Here is a 17,016-nt window from a genome sequence, read left to right on the forward strand (position 1 = left end):
GTTTCCGGTCGATAGTTCTCGTTGAGAAACCACGAATTCAGAATGCAAACTGCCATTCTGTCGCACTTTATGTCAAACTAAAGGCGTAGAATTCTGCAGAGAGGTCGCTCAGTATGGCAACTATTCAACCTTCCGATGAATCACCCGCCTTCGTCGACTTTGACGAATTTGTCGCCTATCAGTTGGGCGAGGTGAAATCGGCGGTGCGGTCCACGGATCTCACCACGGCTATTGTCGGCAGCTTTGCCTGGGTCAGTGCGCTGTGTGCCCTATTCGTGATTTCTGACCAGTGGTTGTTTGCCGATGGCTGGAGCATGGTGGCCCGGTGGATCTGGCTGGCAATTCTCGTGAGCGGCCTGGGCTGGTGGTTGACTCGCACGTTGCTGCATCCCCTTCTGCGTAAGGTGAGTCCCCTTTATGCCGCCAAAGAGCTGGAGACAGCCGTCCCGGCTCTCAGGCGGAATCTGGTCAATCTGGTGGATTTACAGGCTGCGGGACGACCAGTCGCGCCGGCTGTCTTGAAAGCCTTGCAAAAGCGAGCGGCGGTTTCTCTGGAAGAAGTGCAGCCCAGGCAAGCGATCGACCACACCCACCTGCTCTGGGTCTCTTGTGCACTGCTGGCGACGGTCGTTCTGCTGGCGGTCTATGCCGTGATGTCGCCCAAGCCGATCTGGCCGTCGTTATGGCGCATGATTCCTTTCACGTCGATTGATGCTCCCACGGAAACATTGATTCGAGAAGTGACCCCGGGTTCGACAGTCCGCCTCGCGGGGTCCATGCTCGATGTCGAAGCCCAACTGGCAGGACGTATCCCTGAGATCGTCGAACTGAAGTTCACGACCGTTGATCAGCAGTTTGTGGACGAAACCGTCCGTATGGCTCCCGTGGGCCAGGGAGGTGCGCGGTTTGAAGCCAGACTGCTGGGTGAACGAGGAGAAGGATTCACCCAGTCATTTTCGTACTACATTCAAGCCGGTGATGCCCGCTCAGCCAATTACCAGGTGAGCATTGTCACCCCTCCCCATGCCAACGTTGAAGAAGTCGAGATCCAGGCACCGGCTTATACAGGTATCGAGAAGCAGGTCAGCCGAGGTGGTGCCATTCATGCGTGGGTCGGTTCGGAGGTGAAAATCCGGGCACTGGCGAATCAACCCGTCACTTCAGCCACCATGATTTTCTTTGACGACGACGGCATGACGCCTACGGGTGAGGAACTTCCTGTGCGGTTGTCTCAGAACCGCGAACTGACTGCCGATTACCGTCCACAACTTCGAGAAGACGGGACATACGCGAGGTACTACTCGATCATCGTTCGCACAGCAGGTGGAGAAACCGACCCTGCGCCAACCATCTATCCGATTGCATTGCAGATAGATCAGCCTCCGGAGATCCGGATGGTCATTCCCGAAAATGATGTGGCTGCCGCTGCTAATTCGACGGTGGGATTTGTTTTCACGGCCCGCGATGTTGATTTTCTCCTGGGCCCGATGACACTCATTGCCGAAAAACAGGGGCAGATCATTGCGCGGGAAGAACTGGCGGCCGGTGGTGTTTCACAACAGACAGCGAAGACCACCTTACGCCTGGATCGCTTTGCACTGCAGGAGAATGATGAACTCAAGGTCTACGCCACCGTCCAGGATAATCGCCAGCCAACACCGAATACGGCTCGCTCCGACGCACGGCTGATTCGAATTCAAGGAGTCTTGCCTCCGCAGAAACAGCAGGAACAGCGTCAGCAGGCCGAAAAGCAGGCCCAACAGGTCGAAGAACAGGCCCGGCAAAAGGCGGCCCAGAACCAGGCAGGAAATGAACCGCCAGCAGATCCTGCACAGCAGGATCCGGGTCAAGCTCCCGAGGCCATGTCTGATCGCCCACAGGAAGGCGAAGGGAATCCTGGCCAAAATGCCAATGATCCAACACGGGCCAAAGACAGTCGTGCCGGCGAAGGGATGAACCAGAACGAGCCACAATCTCGTGACGACAATCCCCCCTCCGATCGTTCCGACAATGCGAATGGGAAACCCGGTGAGGAGCGTGGTGAACCTTCAGAAAACAACCGGACTGAAGGAAAATCAGCTTCCGAACGGAAGGGCGAAAATCAGGATTTGTCTCGCCAACAGAACAATGACTCAGGCTCGAAGACTTCTCCTGAAAATACTCCCGCAGACCCGAAAAACCAGTCTGGTTCCTCAGGCCAGCCGAAATCCAATCAGCAGAACAGTGGCCCGCAGAACAGTGGCCCGCAGAACAAGGGGCAGCAGGGCTCCAACAAATCTGACCAGGGATTATCACCCAACGGAGAAGATGATTCGGAAGCCTTGAAACGGTTGTTGGAAAAAGCCCGGCAGGAATCGCGTCAGGCCAATTCCAAAGGACAGGAATCGGGGAACCAATCCCGTCAGGAACAGAAGTCTCAACCCGAAAATGAGGCTGACAAGTCCTCATCGGCAGGTCAATCCGATGGCCGCAAGCGAGGAGATGAAGGCTCGAGCAAGGAGTCGATGACGGAAGACTCCACAAACTCTTCGAAGGGAAATTCTGCGGAAAATCAGCCGCCCAGGAATGATTCTCGGCAAGGAGAGTCGTCCCAGAAATCTCCTGCCGAGATGAATGATCCTCAATCATCAAAAGAGCCCGCGAGCCCCAAAGAGAAGATGGCTGAAGGCCAAACGAAAACCCCAGGTGATTCTCAACCTGAAAGTGCTGAGACAGGAGATACCGGCAAACCTTCATCTCCTCAGAGCAAAAACTCTTCACAGCCAATGTCTGGAAGTGAAAAAGATTCTCAGTCCAAAGCCAATGGAGAGAAATCGGCCTCTGCTGGTGATGAAAATTCATCGGCAAAAAATCAAGGCGCATCAGGAAATGAATCTGCCAAAAACGGCAAAGGATCTCGCCCCAACGATCAATCGTTGAAACCCAACTCCGACAATCCTGCCAGTGCGAGTGACCCCGCTGGCGATCCCTCGGGAACGGATCCATCCCAACGTGCTGGACAGAAAAACAAAGCCTCAGATCCATCGATGGGCCCGCCCAGCGAGAAGCTCCTGGGCAAGTCTCAAGAGGGGGGCAAGGATGACGAGATGCCTGCTCAAAGACGCCCCGGTGAAGATGGAACGACGGGAGACCTGAAGGCCGATAACGAACGTCCTCAGAATTCACCCGCTGGTAAGGCAGATCCTGGTGCCTCCAGCCCGAAGAATGCCCCCAAGAGCCCAGCTCCACCATCTTCTGATGAAATGCCTCCGTCCGATCAACGGCCTCAAGATGCTTCGGCAGGTGAACGAGGTATGGATCGACAGGCACAAAAGACAAACACTCCCGGGGAACCTTTGGAGCAATCTCCCAATCAACAACCGTCTGCCCGGCCGAATCCCGATCCTCAGGACGTTCCTGCCGGAAGTGGTGAGAAGATGCGCGGCGAACCAGGGAAACCGCCCAAGGCCAATCAGAAATCACAGCAGGCCGAAAGTGGTGAAGCTGGTCAATCATCCGCCAATCCGGATGGCGCGGATGGCATGGCGGAAGGGAGTGGCAACGACACATCTTCCGAGCGAGCCAAACCCGGAGAAGCGGGAAGACCAGGAACCAGCACTGCAAAAGAGAATGGAGCACCAGCCACTGGGAGCCAGCAGAAACCTTCCGGAGAAAAACCAACTGGTTCGAAAACAGGATCACAGCAGAAATCGGGAGGCAATGACCAGCCAGAAGGTGGTGAGCCAGCGGGGATGAACTCACCGGCAGATGGAAAAAATGGGAGTCAACCACCTGCTAACCCGGCAGATGCAAAAGGGGGGGCGTCAAAAACAGGTAGCGCTCCAGAGAATTCACCGCCAGGCAGCAGCAAGGAAAAGACATCTGGAGAAGGCAATTCGCCTTCCAATCCCTCTGGTAATAAAACTCCGGGCAACAAGCCTGCAGGCAAGGAAGCTGCCGGTGGCCAGGGCGATAAAGGCAACCAGAGCGGTGGCAAAGGTGGCCAGGGTGGTGATAAAGGTCAGGGTGGCGAGAAGGGCCAGGGCGGCGAAGGTAGCGACGCTGGCCAGAGTAATGGAAAAGGTGGTGGGAAAGGTGGATCGTCACCAGCTTCTGGCACGCCTTCCAGTTCCGGAGCATCATCTGGCGAGCCTTCCGGTCAGTCATCGTCAGCCACTGGCGGTGGTGCCGGTGGTGAGATGACACCACGGGGTTCCGCTGACAATTCCTCCAATGCCAAGGGGGCATCGGGTGGAAAGGAAGGTCGCGAGAATCAGGCAGCAAATGGCCCAGCTGCGAATGCACCGGCCGATCAAAATCAGGCCAACCCTGAGTTTGAAAAAGAGGCCGCAGAGTTAGTGCTCGATCAATTGGAGCGGCAACTGGAACGTGGCCAGGTTGATCAGAAACTACTGGATGATCTCGGCTGGAATGAGCAGCAGATGCGATCGTTTGCGAAGCGGATGCGAGAGCAGATAAATGCCGCCAAATCGACAGATCCCACACCAGAAGATCTGTTGAGAAAACGTCAGTTTGAAGAGATGCTCGAATCGGCCAGGATTTCCCGACAGAGAGTGGAAGCTCAAGGAAAAGCTGTGCCACAGCGCGATATCGACCAGGCCGGAAGTCGCCGTTCACAGGTTCCGGAACAATATCGCCAGCGATTTGAGGCCTACACACGTGGTGTTCAGAAAAAATCTGCAACACCCGCACCTCCATCGCCAACCCCTGCCCCGAAGCCATGATCACATCTACGTATCTTCTACATATCCCACGAAATCAGAGTGGGCTGTTGATTGCGGAACATGCTTGCCCAGAGCTGCAAGCATGGCACACAGCCCTGTATGTCAGGGGATCGGCTGGAAGGTTTGTAAAGGTGGTGGCCGAACGTTGCTCGCAGGATTAAAGGCACTCAGAAACTGTTTCAATGCATCATCCAGTTCTGGCACTGGTTTCATGCGGGAAACGGGGCTGCCCACATTTCCTCGAACTTCGACCCCGACCCAGCCACGACTGAGTGCACCGACCACTTCATGAATCACAGGAATGCGTACCTGATTTCTCGCCAGCATCGAATAAAAATCGAGGACGATTCCACCATCGAAACGGATCGAGCCACGCCCCCTGAGACTGATCGCAGTCCCCACGAGGTCGATACTGCTGAAATTGAATCGTTCATCGGCAACACGGAAGTTCAAATCGACATAATCAAACGCCGCTTTCGACGCATTACCATCCAGCTGCAATGAACGGAAAATCTGCACAAAGATGGGTAACTCATAAATCGCTGCGGGGCTGATCTGTAATTGACCGGCACCAATAATTGTCTGTGTATCGCCCGCCCTCCCCTTCAAATCCATCCAGCCATTCATCGTTCCCCGCAGATTCGACTGGCCGTTCAAATACATCTGCGCGTAGCGTTCCAGACTGGCCCGTGAGATCGTCGATTTGAGTTGCCATGCAGGAACTGCCTGATCCAGCCAGACAATCGCATCGAGTGTGACAATCCCGTCGCAAGTTTTACCGCTGAGTCTTTCTTCCAGCGGGATGCGTCTGGGTGGTAACTCACCTTGATTCCCCGTGATCATTTCCCGGGCGCCAATCGAGAGTTCACCATTCGATAACCGGAAAGGGCCGCGAACCACGCCAACCTGGTAACCCATCACGCGGACAAGATCAAAATCTATCGAGCCTTTGAGTTCAGTGCCTTTCGTAGAAGTTGAACCATCGCACTGCACTTTCCCGGAAACTTTTTCCAGCTTCAGGCCGGCCGTCAATTCATTCCCTGGCAATACGAATTCCAACCGCCAGGCCACATCCAGAGCCGCCTGATCCTGTCGTTCCTGCAAAAATTCGATTTGTCCATTGACCGAGAAAGTCCCCGCAGGATTCAGTGCGTCTAACGTGGGCTTCAATGAAGCGGGGACTGCACGACGAAACGCCGTCGTCACCAGCACATCATCTGCAAAAAACTCCTCGAAAACGACTCGCGATCTCCCTGTATGAAACTCGCCAAAGCCTTTCAACCGGATGGTGGTGTCATCATGCCGACCACTCAAGCGGAGAATATTGAGATCTCCCTTCTGATATTTCAGCTCTCCCTGCACATCAGTAATTGCATAAGGGAACTGCTTCAAAGCGAGATCACAACCTGTCAGGCGGAGACTGGGGATCACGACATCAACTTCCATTCCCGGTGACCAGGCCAGTTCGATGTTCGAATCGAAACCTCCTCGCGGATTGATCTCCTGCCATGTCTTTTGCAGATGGGCTGGCAAGGCGTCGAATAATGATTGATCAAAACTTCCCTGATGGACATCAACAATGAGATCGAGACGATCCTGCTCGGGTTGCCGCTGAAAAACACCTCGTCCTTCGAGTGCGGTCTGCCCATGAGTGGCCCGCACATCTTTCATTTCGAGTCGATTGTTCAGCCAGGTCACGACACCGCTGACATTCTGCATTTCATAAGGGAATGGCTTACATTTCAGGCGTCCGTCAAACACCTTCGCCGCCAGTTGAGTCTCCCATTTACTTCCGAGGCCTGGCGGCCGGATGATCCGTGCGACAATGTCTGACTTTCCTTCCATCTGCAGCAATCGCAACGTGTCGGCAATCGCCGGAGGGCAACTGCTTTTGAGTGTTTCATCGATGATCACGCCTCGAGTGCGAATCTCGATGGCGGCATCGGCCATGGGGCCAGGATTGATTGCAATCCCTCGGAAAATCACAGGAACTCCACCCGCCATGCCACGAGCATCGACTTCCAGTTGCCGCCCTTGCACCTGGATCTGCCCACTCACTTCCGCCACAGGATAAGGAAATTTCGCGTATCGAAAGGCACATTCCCGGCCATGAATAATCATCCGCGGCAACCACGGACTCCCTGCGTCATGCTCGATATGGCATTCCGCCCGGAACAATCCTGTCAGCCGCAATTCTTCTGCCCATTTGCGGACAGCCGGGGGCAATCTCTGGCGTAAACCGTCGGAGAGTTCGAGTTCTTCAACTGCTGAATAAATGCTCGTACGGCCACTTTTCCACTGATGGTCACCTCGTGCCATCCATTGGGTAAAGCCTGTGGCGGCTGTTAAGTTTTCGAGTCTGACCTCTTGGTGTGTAGCGACACAGTTGCCCTTGAGTCCGGTCAACGCCATGGGGAATGCCGCATGAGCCACTCCACCGTTCACAATCTGAGCCTGGACTTCATACTCAGGAAGAACATCTGCAGTTTTTTGCATGGCCTTGAATGCTAAATTGGCATGCAGTTGAACTGGTGGGATCTCTGGTAACTCAGAAAATGCCTCAGGAGCATCGAGCCCCTGCATGAGCTGACTCCAGATTCGCTTCCATTGCTGATCGATCACTGGATCAAAACGTGAAGCGAAACTCCAGATCGAATTCGTGAATCTCAGACCTTGCCAGGTGCCATGCACTGACCAGAAACGTTCCTCTGTCGAGATGGTGGCATTATCGATATTCAACCGCCCGATGTCACCGATCCTGGCTTCACCTCGAATTGAAACCTGCTTGGCTGATACCGGGAAGCACGACCACGCCATGTCATCGATCGTGAGCGATATTGATTTCGAATGCGCTTCCCCCACCACCGAATGAAGTTCATGAGCGACTTGCGCGGATGCTGGCTGTATCTGGGACTCGAGTTCAATCTGGCAACGTCCGCTCTCAATAAAAATCTCGGGCATCGCCATAGCCGATTGCCGGGCCAATGCCAGGCTCTCGAAATTCCAGTGACCATCTGCACTACGTTTAAGGTGGATATGAGGCTGGATGAGCCTCAGCTGCTCGATGACAATCAGTTGATGTTGAGAAAGCTGCTCACGATCTAAAGAAACAATCAATTCAGGAATCACCGCGAGCGGTAATTCCTGACCTTCGGGCGTAATCTGCAGATTAAACAGGCGAATTCGTCCACTGAAATCAAATCGGGCGCCATCCAGCGTAATGATGGAATCAGGGCAGGCTCTGGCAAATTGCCGCAAGGCTTCTTCTCGCAGCATGGCATCACTGCGGAAATAAAGTGCCCCAGCCCCACCAGCTCCGGCGATTCCCAAAAGAACGACAATCCCGAATATCCAGCGAAACGTTCTCAGCATGGAGTTTCCTCCTGCCCGTTCTTCGCTAATAAAGCACCATCCGGTTGAGCGTCTAGTTTGTTACTAAAATATTTTCCTGATACAGCGATCCACCCACTGGCAGCCAGAACTGCCATGGGAAGTTCGGCAGGCAGGCGGTAACGCATCGAGCCCACAAACAGGAGATGAATCCCGGCAAAGACAAGCACTGGCATGCCACAAAACAAGAGTGCTCGCCAATGCCTCGAAGTTCGGATCAGCTCAAAAAAGATCCCGGCATACAGCCAGGTCGTCGAGAGACCCACAGGAATCAGGATCCACCAATGCCGAAATTCCGGGTAATTCGGCACGAGATTCCAATAGCGAATCTGCTTGATGATCGCGAGTTCAAACGTTCGCGAGGGATGCTGAGCCACAAATGCCCATGCCCGACGACGATACTCTTCGTCGACTTCGCGTTCTTGAAGACGGTTGGCCACTCCATCGGTCTCGAAGAATGTCATGTCACTGTCACCAGTCGCACCTGCATGCAAGCCATCATAAAGACTTGCACCCACCCAGAGTGTGGTGAAGGTGAACTTTCCCGAAACTGCTTGATTTCGCAGGGCCCAGGGTAAAAGCAGGAGCAGAATCGTCCCGCCCATCACGACTGCTGATAGTCCACTTTTCAGCAGCAATTGCAGGCGATGTTCACGAGCGGAAATGATCGCACAGACCACAGCAGCGGCGGGGATCAAACCGGCACAGGCAAACCATGTCGGCCGCATCAGGATTGCTGCCGTCGAGAAAAGCCCCGAGATCATGGCCCAAACAATGATTGCCCTACTCCAGCCGGGAAGCTCCATGGCTTTCAACCAACAGGCCATGGCGACGAGAGCCCACACTAAAGCCGTGGCAAATGCCCCTTCACTGAGAATCAGTACGCCAAATCCCGCCAGAAGGGGTGATATCGCCACATACGTGGCTGCCAAGATTCCTACCGCGTGGCTGTAGAGCACGCGTCCCAGTTGATAAACGCCGCCAATACCAGCCAGTGACACGGCAATCAGCACCAGCCGTACCACGAGACGCTGATCATGCCCCAGCCATCTGGCCACAGCCAAAATCGCGGGAAAACCCGGCATCCGCAGCACATACCGCCCATAAACTTCGTAGTCTGCACCCGTCAGCAGATCACCAGCCAGATCCCAATATCCCTCGGCATCCCCAGGCACCAGAAAAAAGCGATCCGGCTGGCCGCTTAACACCCATTCGACACCCAGAGCCAGACCAAGACGGATCACTCCGCCGACCAGCAGCACCAGCAGCAGTTGCTTCCATTCCGCCCGATTCAAGCCATTCGTCCTTGAAATGCATTCTCAAGGGACGCTATCTCAAATCGTTACTTTGGGTCAATTCACAACAGGCAACCTGGGGACAATACGAGATTTGCGAAAACACGCTTTTGGCATTTTCCGCGCGTTGAACATCCGCTATGCCACATTGAGACATCAGTAGCGTAGTGAAGTCTGAATATAAAACTGGGTGCAGTCACCTCGGGGAATCGTCCGCTCGACATACTTGCCGAACCAGTACCACGAGTAGCCCGCCTGCAGATCCCACCACGGCTGGAAGTTGTACACACCGTAGATATCAAGAGCCGATCCGAGTCCTGTACCATTCCCTGCGGTGCCGAAAGGGACCTGATTGACCTGATAACCGGTATCCTGCCCGCTGGCGAGTTGCATCCAGTGAACTGCCGTTGCGGCCGTCATTTTGGTCGTGGGTTTCACATCCAGTTGGAGAGAATAGTCAATCAGGTTTTGCCCGGAGACGTTGTCCGAGAGAGCCCAGTAGGCATGTCCTAAAGGAAAGTAAGTGTAGAACGTATTGTCGATGCCGTCATTGGGATCGATATCGCCTGAACTCCAGTAAAACAATCCCGACAATCGAGGCTGCCACGGGCGACGTTTCCAGGTATGACCGATCACAGTGGTGGCAAATCCTGCAGAAACCCGATCTCCGATATCTGTCCCAAACTGATAACCCCCTTCGATTTCGAGATCCCAGATTCGGTCATCGTCAGCGATCCCATCCGAGACGGGGATGAGATGGGCTGCCCGTGTTCCCACCAGATGACGACTGCCATCGGCATAACCCACTCGAGGTTCACTGTTATGCATCCACATCCAGTAAGCTTCAAAAACTGTGTTTTCGATCCCTGTGTAGGTTGCGTAAGCCCCACTGAAATAGACGTTGTAGTTCGGCTGATCAAAGTTCGTCCCGGCAATATCAGGATCATTAAAGCCTGAGGACGCACTGACTGGATTCACTGTGAACAAATCGAGTTTCCAGTCACCTTCCTTGTGGAGATATCGAAATCCTTGAAATGTCCTCCGGGAGTTCGACCAATCGAGGGGCGAGATGAGCCGCTGCCTTCCGAACAACATCTCCTGCCGGCCATACCTGAAGACCGAGGACGTTTCGTCATCAGCAAAAAGCACGAAATCGACAAAAGCGTTCGTCAGATCCCAGCGATTTTCATCAATTCCCTGGCGGGCGGCCTGATCGCCATAAACCGAACCGTCCAGTATTTCTGCATAGGCTCGAACCCAATCGCTGTAATGCACGTCAACATAGTTTCGCCAGCGGATTAATGCGTAATCTTCGGATGTGGCGGGCCCACGCCGGATACGGTTTTTTTCCTGCAGATAACGAAAGCGAATTTCACCACCGGCTGAAACTCGCCAATCTTCCCCAAGAAAACTTCCCTGCCGATTCTTCAAATGCTCACCTGGCAGCCATGCGTGTTCTGGCTGCTGGAGGATGGAAAAGTCATTCTCGTAGAACAATGTCTTCCAAGGCCCCGGTTCGTTCACGACCTGAGGTGGAGGAAAAGCCAATGGCTTTTTCTGGGCGGGGATGATGGCAGTGACTGGAAGTGCCACTGGCGTAGGAATTTGCGTTGTACGGGATGCCGGGAAGATCTCTGAACTCTGCAGAGAGAACTCACCGTTTGATGACTGTTCAAAAACCTCCGTCACCAAACGAGGTTCTTCATCCTGCGGAGCGTCATCGACATCTGATGAGGCTGTTCGTTTCACAACATTCTGAGAAGGCGCAGCGTCACAAGATCCCGCCCCACAGCACGCTGCAACAGTTATCAAAACTATGGCTACGAAGTCTGCAGCAGACGAGAACCGGAATGCCCAGAAGAACCTTGATGGCATCGACACGACGACTCACATTCGCTGGGGAAATCAAATGATTCCACTCATTGAATGTTTCGACGACCTCTTTTCCCGGGCAAGAGTCGTTTATGTCTCTCAATGCCAGATTCGGCATGCGACATTGGATGGCCTGAGAGTTCTCGCTCGATCAACCCGCAGTTTTGACCGATTCTTCGCGAATGACCTTCCGATACGCAGCCACGGTCGTGGCGTAACCCAATTCGAGAGCATCCGCAATCAAGGCATGCCCGATCGAGACTTCCAGCACAGCAGGAACCTCTCTGAGAAACTTTCCAAGATTCTCCAGATTCAAGTCGTGCCCCGCATTCACCCCTAATCCATGTTCCAGGGCCATTTTCGCTGTCGCCACATACTGCTCAAGAATCTCGCCAGCGTTTTCTTTTCCGTAACTGGAAGCGTAAGGCTCTGTGTATAACTCGATGCGATCAGCCCCGACCTCTTTGGCCGCGGCAACTTGAGTCACATCCGGATCCAGAAACAGACTCGAACGAATCCCGGCTGCTCTGAGCTTTTCCAACACAGGGACCAGCTTTTCACGGTCAGCGAGCACATTCCAACCATGATCACTCGTCGATTGCTCAGGCGAATCCGGCACCATCGTGCATTGATCCGGCACCACTTCGAACACCAGATCGAGAAAACCGTCCGCCAGAGGATTCCCCTCAATATTCAATTCGATGTGCGGGTGGTGCTGTCGAATTAAGGCCGAAAGCTCACGAACATCGCTGCGGCGAATATGCCTTTCATCTGGCCTGGGATGCACAGTAATCCCTTCGGCTCCAGCAGCAATACAGAGCGAAGCTGCCCTTAACACGGAGGGAATCCCCAGATGTCGAGAGTTTCTGAGCAATGCCACCTTGTTCACATTCACGCTCAGTTTTGTCTTTTCAACCATGGAAATTCCTCAGACTTGATCTAAGTCTCTGTGGTAAAAATCTGGCAGCAGGAACTCTGCCGCAGTGACTGGCAGCCTGCTGGAATTATTCTCGACGATCACCCTCGGCACTCAATGCGGGAGGATTTTCCAGCGTATAAACCGTCTGTTCATGATCGATGGCCTGCCGGACATACCGCGGTGTCTGCAATGCCGCCACAAAAGCCGATCCATCGAACATCCGCAACGAACCTTGCACATGCTCCTGCACGAGTTCATCGATTTTTGAAGGTGCCATGCCTGTTTCAATCGGCTTTGTTCGGGCGATCGTCAATCCCCACAAAGACCCATAAGTTGGCACCGGAGCAGCTGCAGCCACCGCATACCCAAAAGCCGATTCCATCGTTTTAGTGACTCTCGCCAGCAATCTGACCCACGGAGGAGCCATCGAACCCGCCTGATTGATCAACACCCCATCGGGTGTGAGTGCTGCCCGGCATGCCTCAAAAAACTCGCGGGTGAATAGCGGATAAGCCGGGCCTTCTTCGATGGGATCGGTCAAGTCCGCAATGATGACATCATACTCACTCGAACTCGCTTCAATCAGATCAAAGGCATCGGCGACCTGAATCTTCACACGGGCATCATTCAGCGATCCCTGATGAATCTCTGGCAACATCTCCCGGCAGGCATCAATCACCTCGCCATCCAGATCGGCAATGACCACCTCTTCGACTGTCTTCCACTTGAGAACTTCCCGCGCAGCACCTCCATCAGCTCCACCGGCAATCAGCACTTTTCTGGGTGCTCCATGCAGAACACACGGGAGATGCGCAATCAGTTCATGATAAATGAACTCATCTCCCGTGCAGGTCTGCCACTTCCCATCCAGTACCAGAGCTTTGCCGTAACTCTCACTGATGACGATCGACATTTCCTGGAAGGCCGTCTGCTTATGCATCAGCATTTGTGAGACTCCATGCTGATAAATATCAACCGGAGACAAACGTTCGGCAATCCAGACACTCGCATCCATAAACCAATCCCAAACCATACGGGGCAAGCAAGCCTATACCTCGGCCTCAGAACTGTCACTTCAGGCAGATACCCCGCATCAGGCTTGAGCAGCAGCTTTCACGATGGGGTTGGTTAATGTCCCGATCCCTTCAATCTCAATCGAGACTTCATCTCCCTGCTCCAGAGAGAAATTGTTTTCAGGAACAATCCCGGTCCCTGTCAGCAGGAAGGCACCTTGGGGAACATCATTCTCAAATGTCAGCCAGTGAATCAGTTCGCTGAAAGATCGCTTGAGCATGCCCAGATGAGTTTCATCCTGACTGACAACCTGCCCATCGCGGCGGATCTTGAGTCGAACGGCGTTCCCCTCCAGTGTTAAAGGGTTGCTCGCCAGTCGTACCCAGGGGCCCAGCCCGCAGCATTGGTTATAGACTTTAGCCTGTGGCAAATAGAGAGGATTCTCACCTTCGATATCCCGTGCCGACATATCATTGCCCACGGTGTAGCCCACCAGTTTACCTTCGGGTGAAATCACCAGAGCCAGTTCGGGTTCAGGAACCGACCATTGGCTATCTGAACGAACTCTTAACGCCTGGCCAGGCCCCGAAACTCGAGCTGGTGTGGCTTTGAAGAAAATCTCAGGTCGGGGGGCTGTATAGACTTTGTCGTAATGCGAAGCACCCGCTTCGGACTCTTCCATACGAGCGACCTGACTACGCCGGTAGGTCACACCAGCTGCCCAGACTTCCTGCCTGTCAACGGGGGCCAGGAATTTGAGTTCTTCCACTGGTACAGGGCTCAATGACCCATCCACCAGATATCGCGCCAACCCCAACGGATCGGGAGCATGCAGGATATCTGCCAGACTGCGGACATGATCGACCTGCAACAAATCCAGCAGCTTCCAGGTTCCCTCTTCTCCCAGTGCGACACGAACTTCCCCATCGACCAGTTGGACTTTGCCGAGATACATAGCGAGCACTTTCTATTGAATTGAACTGACTGCCCGATTGGGCTCATTCATTTTTTTCAGTCAAGGACTATCGCGGAAAATCCATGCTGGCCTGACACAAATCAGTTTCAAGAGATTCCGTTGCTTCAGGAATTTCTCACACTTCACTACACCTGGGCAGAGAATCAAAGTGAGGGGGATTTCGTTTTGATCATGATCAGAAGTCTGCATCCGGGTGAGCTGTCCACTTAATGAAACTCCAGACTTCGATGGGCATCACTCTCAGTCAAAACAGGAGCTTGCTCCGGCACGCTTTCAACCTTGCGAAAGGCAAAGAACAGAAACACGATCGCCATCAATCCATAACCGATGGCCACATCCGTAGCATGATAAAGCATGGATCCTTCCGGTGCGCGGCTTCCTGCAAACAAAAAATCGACCAGATTCCCCGAAAGCTGGTAGCTGTGCGTTAAGCCTGCTCCCGCAAAAATCGCTCCAATTGATGACCAGCAGGCTGCCCGCAGAAACCTTCGCTCAATCAGTTCTACCGCAATGGTCGCGAGAATGACGCAGGTAAAGATATACCCCCGCTCCATGGAGATCAGACCATGCAGCAGAAAACCATTGACCTGTTGCGAGAAATCTTTGCTAAGCAGCGACTGCATTGTGACTCCGCCAGCCACGAGAAACGCCCCCTGCACGACAGTCATTCCCCACGCTGCAATGGCAGGAAATAGCCCGATGGCCACGGCTGGTGCATGCGCTGGCGGACAAGCCACAAATGCCTGCGCCGTAATGACCACGCCAATCCAGAGCACAATCGGCACGCCCGCTTCAATGGGTACTAACGATTGAATGAGCGCCACAGTCCCTGTGACACAGAGAATAGTGATCACCACCCCATTGATGATCGAGTATCCGGCCCTGGCTCCTAAGCCTTTCCAGCCGGGATGCCCAATGTAAATGGTCGTGGGAAAACAACTGCCAAATGCTGCCGCAGCCAAAGTCCCCAGCCCATTCATCGCGAGAGATGATTTCGTGTCGTATGCATCGCCCGCAGCCTCTGCTGATTCAATGTTCTGCAAGCTTCCTAACAGATTAAATAACCCCATCGGGATAATCACAGAGAGCAGTCCCAGCCACTGCCCCGGATCAGCCACCACCTGCCACAGATCACCAAGCCACAACTGCGGTGGCGCAAATCCTATCACTTGCCAAGATTCACGAACGGCACTTGAATTCAAGGCATGACGCGCGATCCAGACTGGTCCATCAGCCCAGACCTGATGCAAAAACGTCAATCCCCATGCGAGCAGCACGCCGGCCAGTAACGAAACAAAACCGCCCGGAAGTCGCCACGGAAACGAGACTCGCGAAAAGTAGGTCACCAGCACGATGGCCAGTGGCAGCATGGCGATCAGTGGTTTCTGAATAAGTTGCAGTGTGAAGCTCATGGAGATAAAGCCAATGGCGATCCCTGCCAGCGTGGATAACAATGCTGCCCGGGGCGTTCTTCTGCGAACAGATTCCGCCACAAATGCCCCGCAGAACTCAATCAAGCCAGAGCCCAGGCAAGCCACCAATCCCACTCGCCAGGCCTGTTCTGCCGCAGTGACAGAGCTGGCTCCTTTGGATGTCGCTGCCACATACGCTGGCACCATCACAAAGAAGACATAGACCAGTAATGAAGGGGTGTTGATCCCATAGGGTAAAGCCGTCACGTCATTGCGGCCGGTTCGTCTGGCCAGTTGTCGGGCTTGCCACGCATAAAACAGATTTCCGACCAGCAAACTGACTGCCACCCCGGGCAGAATTCTCTGGTAGAGCAGAAAAGCCGCTTCACCGCTCATGCCGCACATGGCACCGCATAACGTCACGATCAGAATCAACTGGACGAGATTATCGACGAACAATCCGAAAAAACCGTCCAGATCGCGTGGTACAAACCAGCGAAATGGTTCTGCTGAAAGGGCCGAGCCACCACTTGGGGAAGGTGCCAGATCACGCTGTTGTTGCATGGATCACCTGATGATTGCACGACGGATGGACATTCATGGCTGGTCAGAGCCTGTCACCGATCTCCGCGTGATGAACGAAGAGTGGCAACAGATTTTCCATCGTTCTATAACGGAATGCTTCGCAGTTCCATCGTGAAGTCACCCGGCCAAAACAAACAACACTCAACTCTCGACAGGGTCAACCGGACCCTCACACTTTTTGACTCCCCATGAATAAAGATTTCTTCCAGATGCACCTTGCTGAATCTGTCGTTCTTAGTAGCCGTAATCGCAAGAAAATTGGCGAAGTCATGGAACTGCTCGCCCCCTGGGAGATTCAGGTTCAGGGTGTTTCTGAATTTGAATCGATCCGGGATGTCGCAGAGACGGGGAGCACTTTTGCCGAGAATGCCGATCTCAAAGCGACGACGGTCGCCAGACAACTCCATCGTTGGACCATTGCTGAAGACAGCGGGCTATGTGTACCGGCCCTGGGCCATGCCCCCGGTGTTTACTCAGCACGCTATGCCGGTGAGCCCTCGAATGATCAGCGAAACAACACGAAGCTCCTGGCTGAAATGTCATCATTGCAAGGAGATGATCGCGCGGCGTACTACGTCTGCCATGCCGTCTTGAGTGATCCAGCGGGTCAGATTCGTGTCCGGGTGGAGGGTCGCTGCTGGGGAAGAATTCTGACCCAGCCCAGCGGTGACCATGGTTTTGGCTACGATCCACTCTTTCTCGTCCCCGAATATCACCTGACATTCGGGCAACTCGCCCCGGCTGTCAAAAGACACATCAGCCACAGAGCCCGTGCCTTTGAACAGTTCATCCCTCAGATGATCGCTGTGTTACAACCCCACTAAGCTTT

9 protein-coding genes are annotated in these 17,016 nt (G+C 53.8%); 2 read left to right on the forward strand and 7 right to left on the reverse strand.

The genetic code is table 11. The features are described 5' to 3' along the window. Nucleotides 1-113 precede the first annotated feature (113 nt). Nucleotides 114-4,724, forward strand: coding sequence for a midas domain-containing protein (locus tag PLIM_RS11915; protein ID WP_013110571.1), 4,611 nt, complete (start codon nucleotides 114-116; stop codon nucleotides 4,722-4,724). A 102-nt stretch (nucleotides 4,725-4,826) separates the two neighbouring features. Here PLIM_RS11915 and PLIM_RS11920 read toward each other — a convergent pair whose 3' ends face one another. The 7 genes from PLIM_RS11920 to PLIM_RS11950 all read right to left on the reverse strand — a co-directional run bounded on the left by PLIM_RS11920 (nucleotide 4,827) and on the right by PLIM_RS11950 (nucleotide 16,166). Then, nucleotides 4,827-8,096, reverse strand: a complete 3,270-nt coding sequence (locus tag PLIM_RS11920; RefSeq protein WP_013110572.1) for a hypothetical protein — start codon at nucleotides 8,094-8,096, stop codon at nucleotides 4,827-4,829. Continuing rightward, a complete protein-coding gene (locus PLIM_RS11925; RefSeq protein ID WP_013110573.1) occupies nucleotides 8,090-9,409 on the reverse strand; it encodes an ArnT family glycosyltransferase in 1,320 nt (439 codons plus the stop codon). The genes PLIM_RS11920 and PLIM_RS11925 overlap by 7 nt, the downstream gene beginning before the upstream one ends. A gap of 156 nt (nucleotides 9,410-9,565) precedes the next feature. Then, nucleotides 9,566-11,158 carry an alginate export family protein gene (locus tag PLIM_RS11930; RefSeq protein ID WP_041401652.1) on the reverse strand — a complete coding sequence of 531 codons (1,593 nt, stop codon included), beginning with the start codon at nucleotides 11,156-11,158 and terminating at the stop codon, nucleotides 9,566-9,568. Nucleotides 11,159-11,432: 274 nt separating this feature from the next. Then, entirely contained in the window at nucleotides 11,433-12,200 is a 768-nt protein-coding gene (locus PLIM_RS11935; protein WP_013110575.1) for a pyridoxine 5'-phosphate synthase, read from the reverse strand. Between the two features lie 85 nt (nucleotides 12,201-12,285). After that, the gene (speE, locus tag PLIM_RS11940) at nucleotides 12,286-13,233 is read right to left on the reverse strand and encodes a polyamine aminopropyltransferase (protein WP_230849453.1); all 948 of its coding nucleotides are present in this window, start codon (nucleotides 13,231-13,233) and stop codon (nucleotides 12,286-12,288) included. 60 nt (nucleotides 13,234-13,293) lie between these two features. Next, a complete protein-coding gene (locus tag PLIM_RS11945; protein WP_013110577.1) occupies nucleotides 13,294-14,169 on the reverse strand; it encodes a fumarylacetoacetate hydrolase family protein in 876 nt (291 codons plus the stop codon). Between the two features lie 227 nt (nucleotides 14,170-14,396). Continuing rightward, the gene (locus PLIM_RS11950; RefSeq protein WP_013110579.1) at nucleotides 14,397-16,166 is read right to left on the reverse strand and encodes a permease; all 1,770 of its coding nucleotides are present in this window, start codon (nucleotides 16,164-16,166) and stop codon (nucleotides 14,397-14,399) included. A gap of 230 nt (nucleotides 16,167-16,396) precedes the next feature. On the opposite strand from PLIM_RS11950, the gene rdgB reads away from it, so the two are divergent. Continuing rightward, nucleotides 16,397-17,011 (forward strand): RdgB/HAM1 family non-canonical purine NTP pyrophosphatase, encoded by a 615-nt coding sequence (gene rdgB / locus PLIM_RS11955; RefSeq protein WP_041401655.1) that lies wholly within the window; start codon nucleotides 16,397-16,399, stop codon nucleotides 17,009-17,011. Nucleotides 17,012-17,016 lie beyond the last annotated feature (5 nt).

Origin of the sequence: Planctopirus limnophila DSM 3776, assembly GCF_000092105.1 — a bacterium.
In the GTDB taxonomy this organism is placed as follows: Bacteria; Planctomycetota; Planctomycetia; order Planctomycetales; family Planctomycetaceae; genus Planctopirus; species Planctopirus limnophila.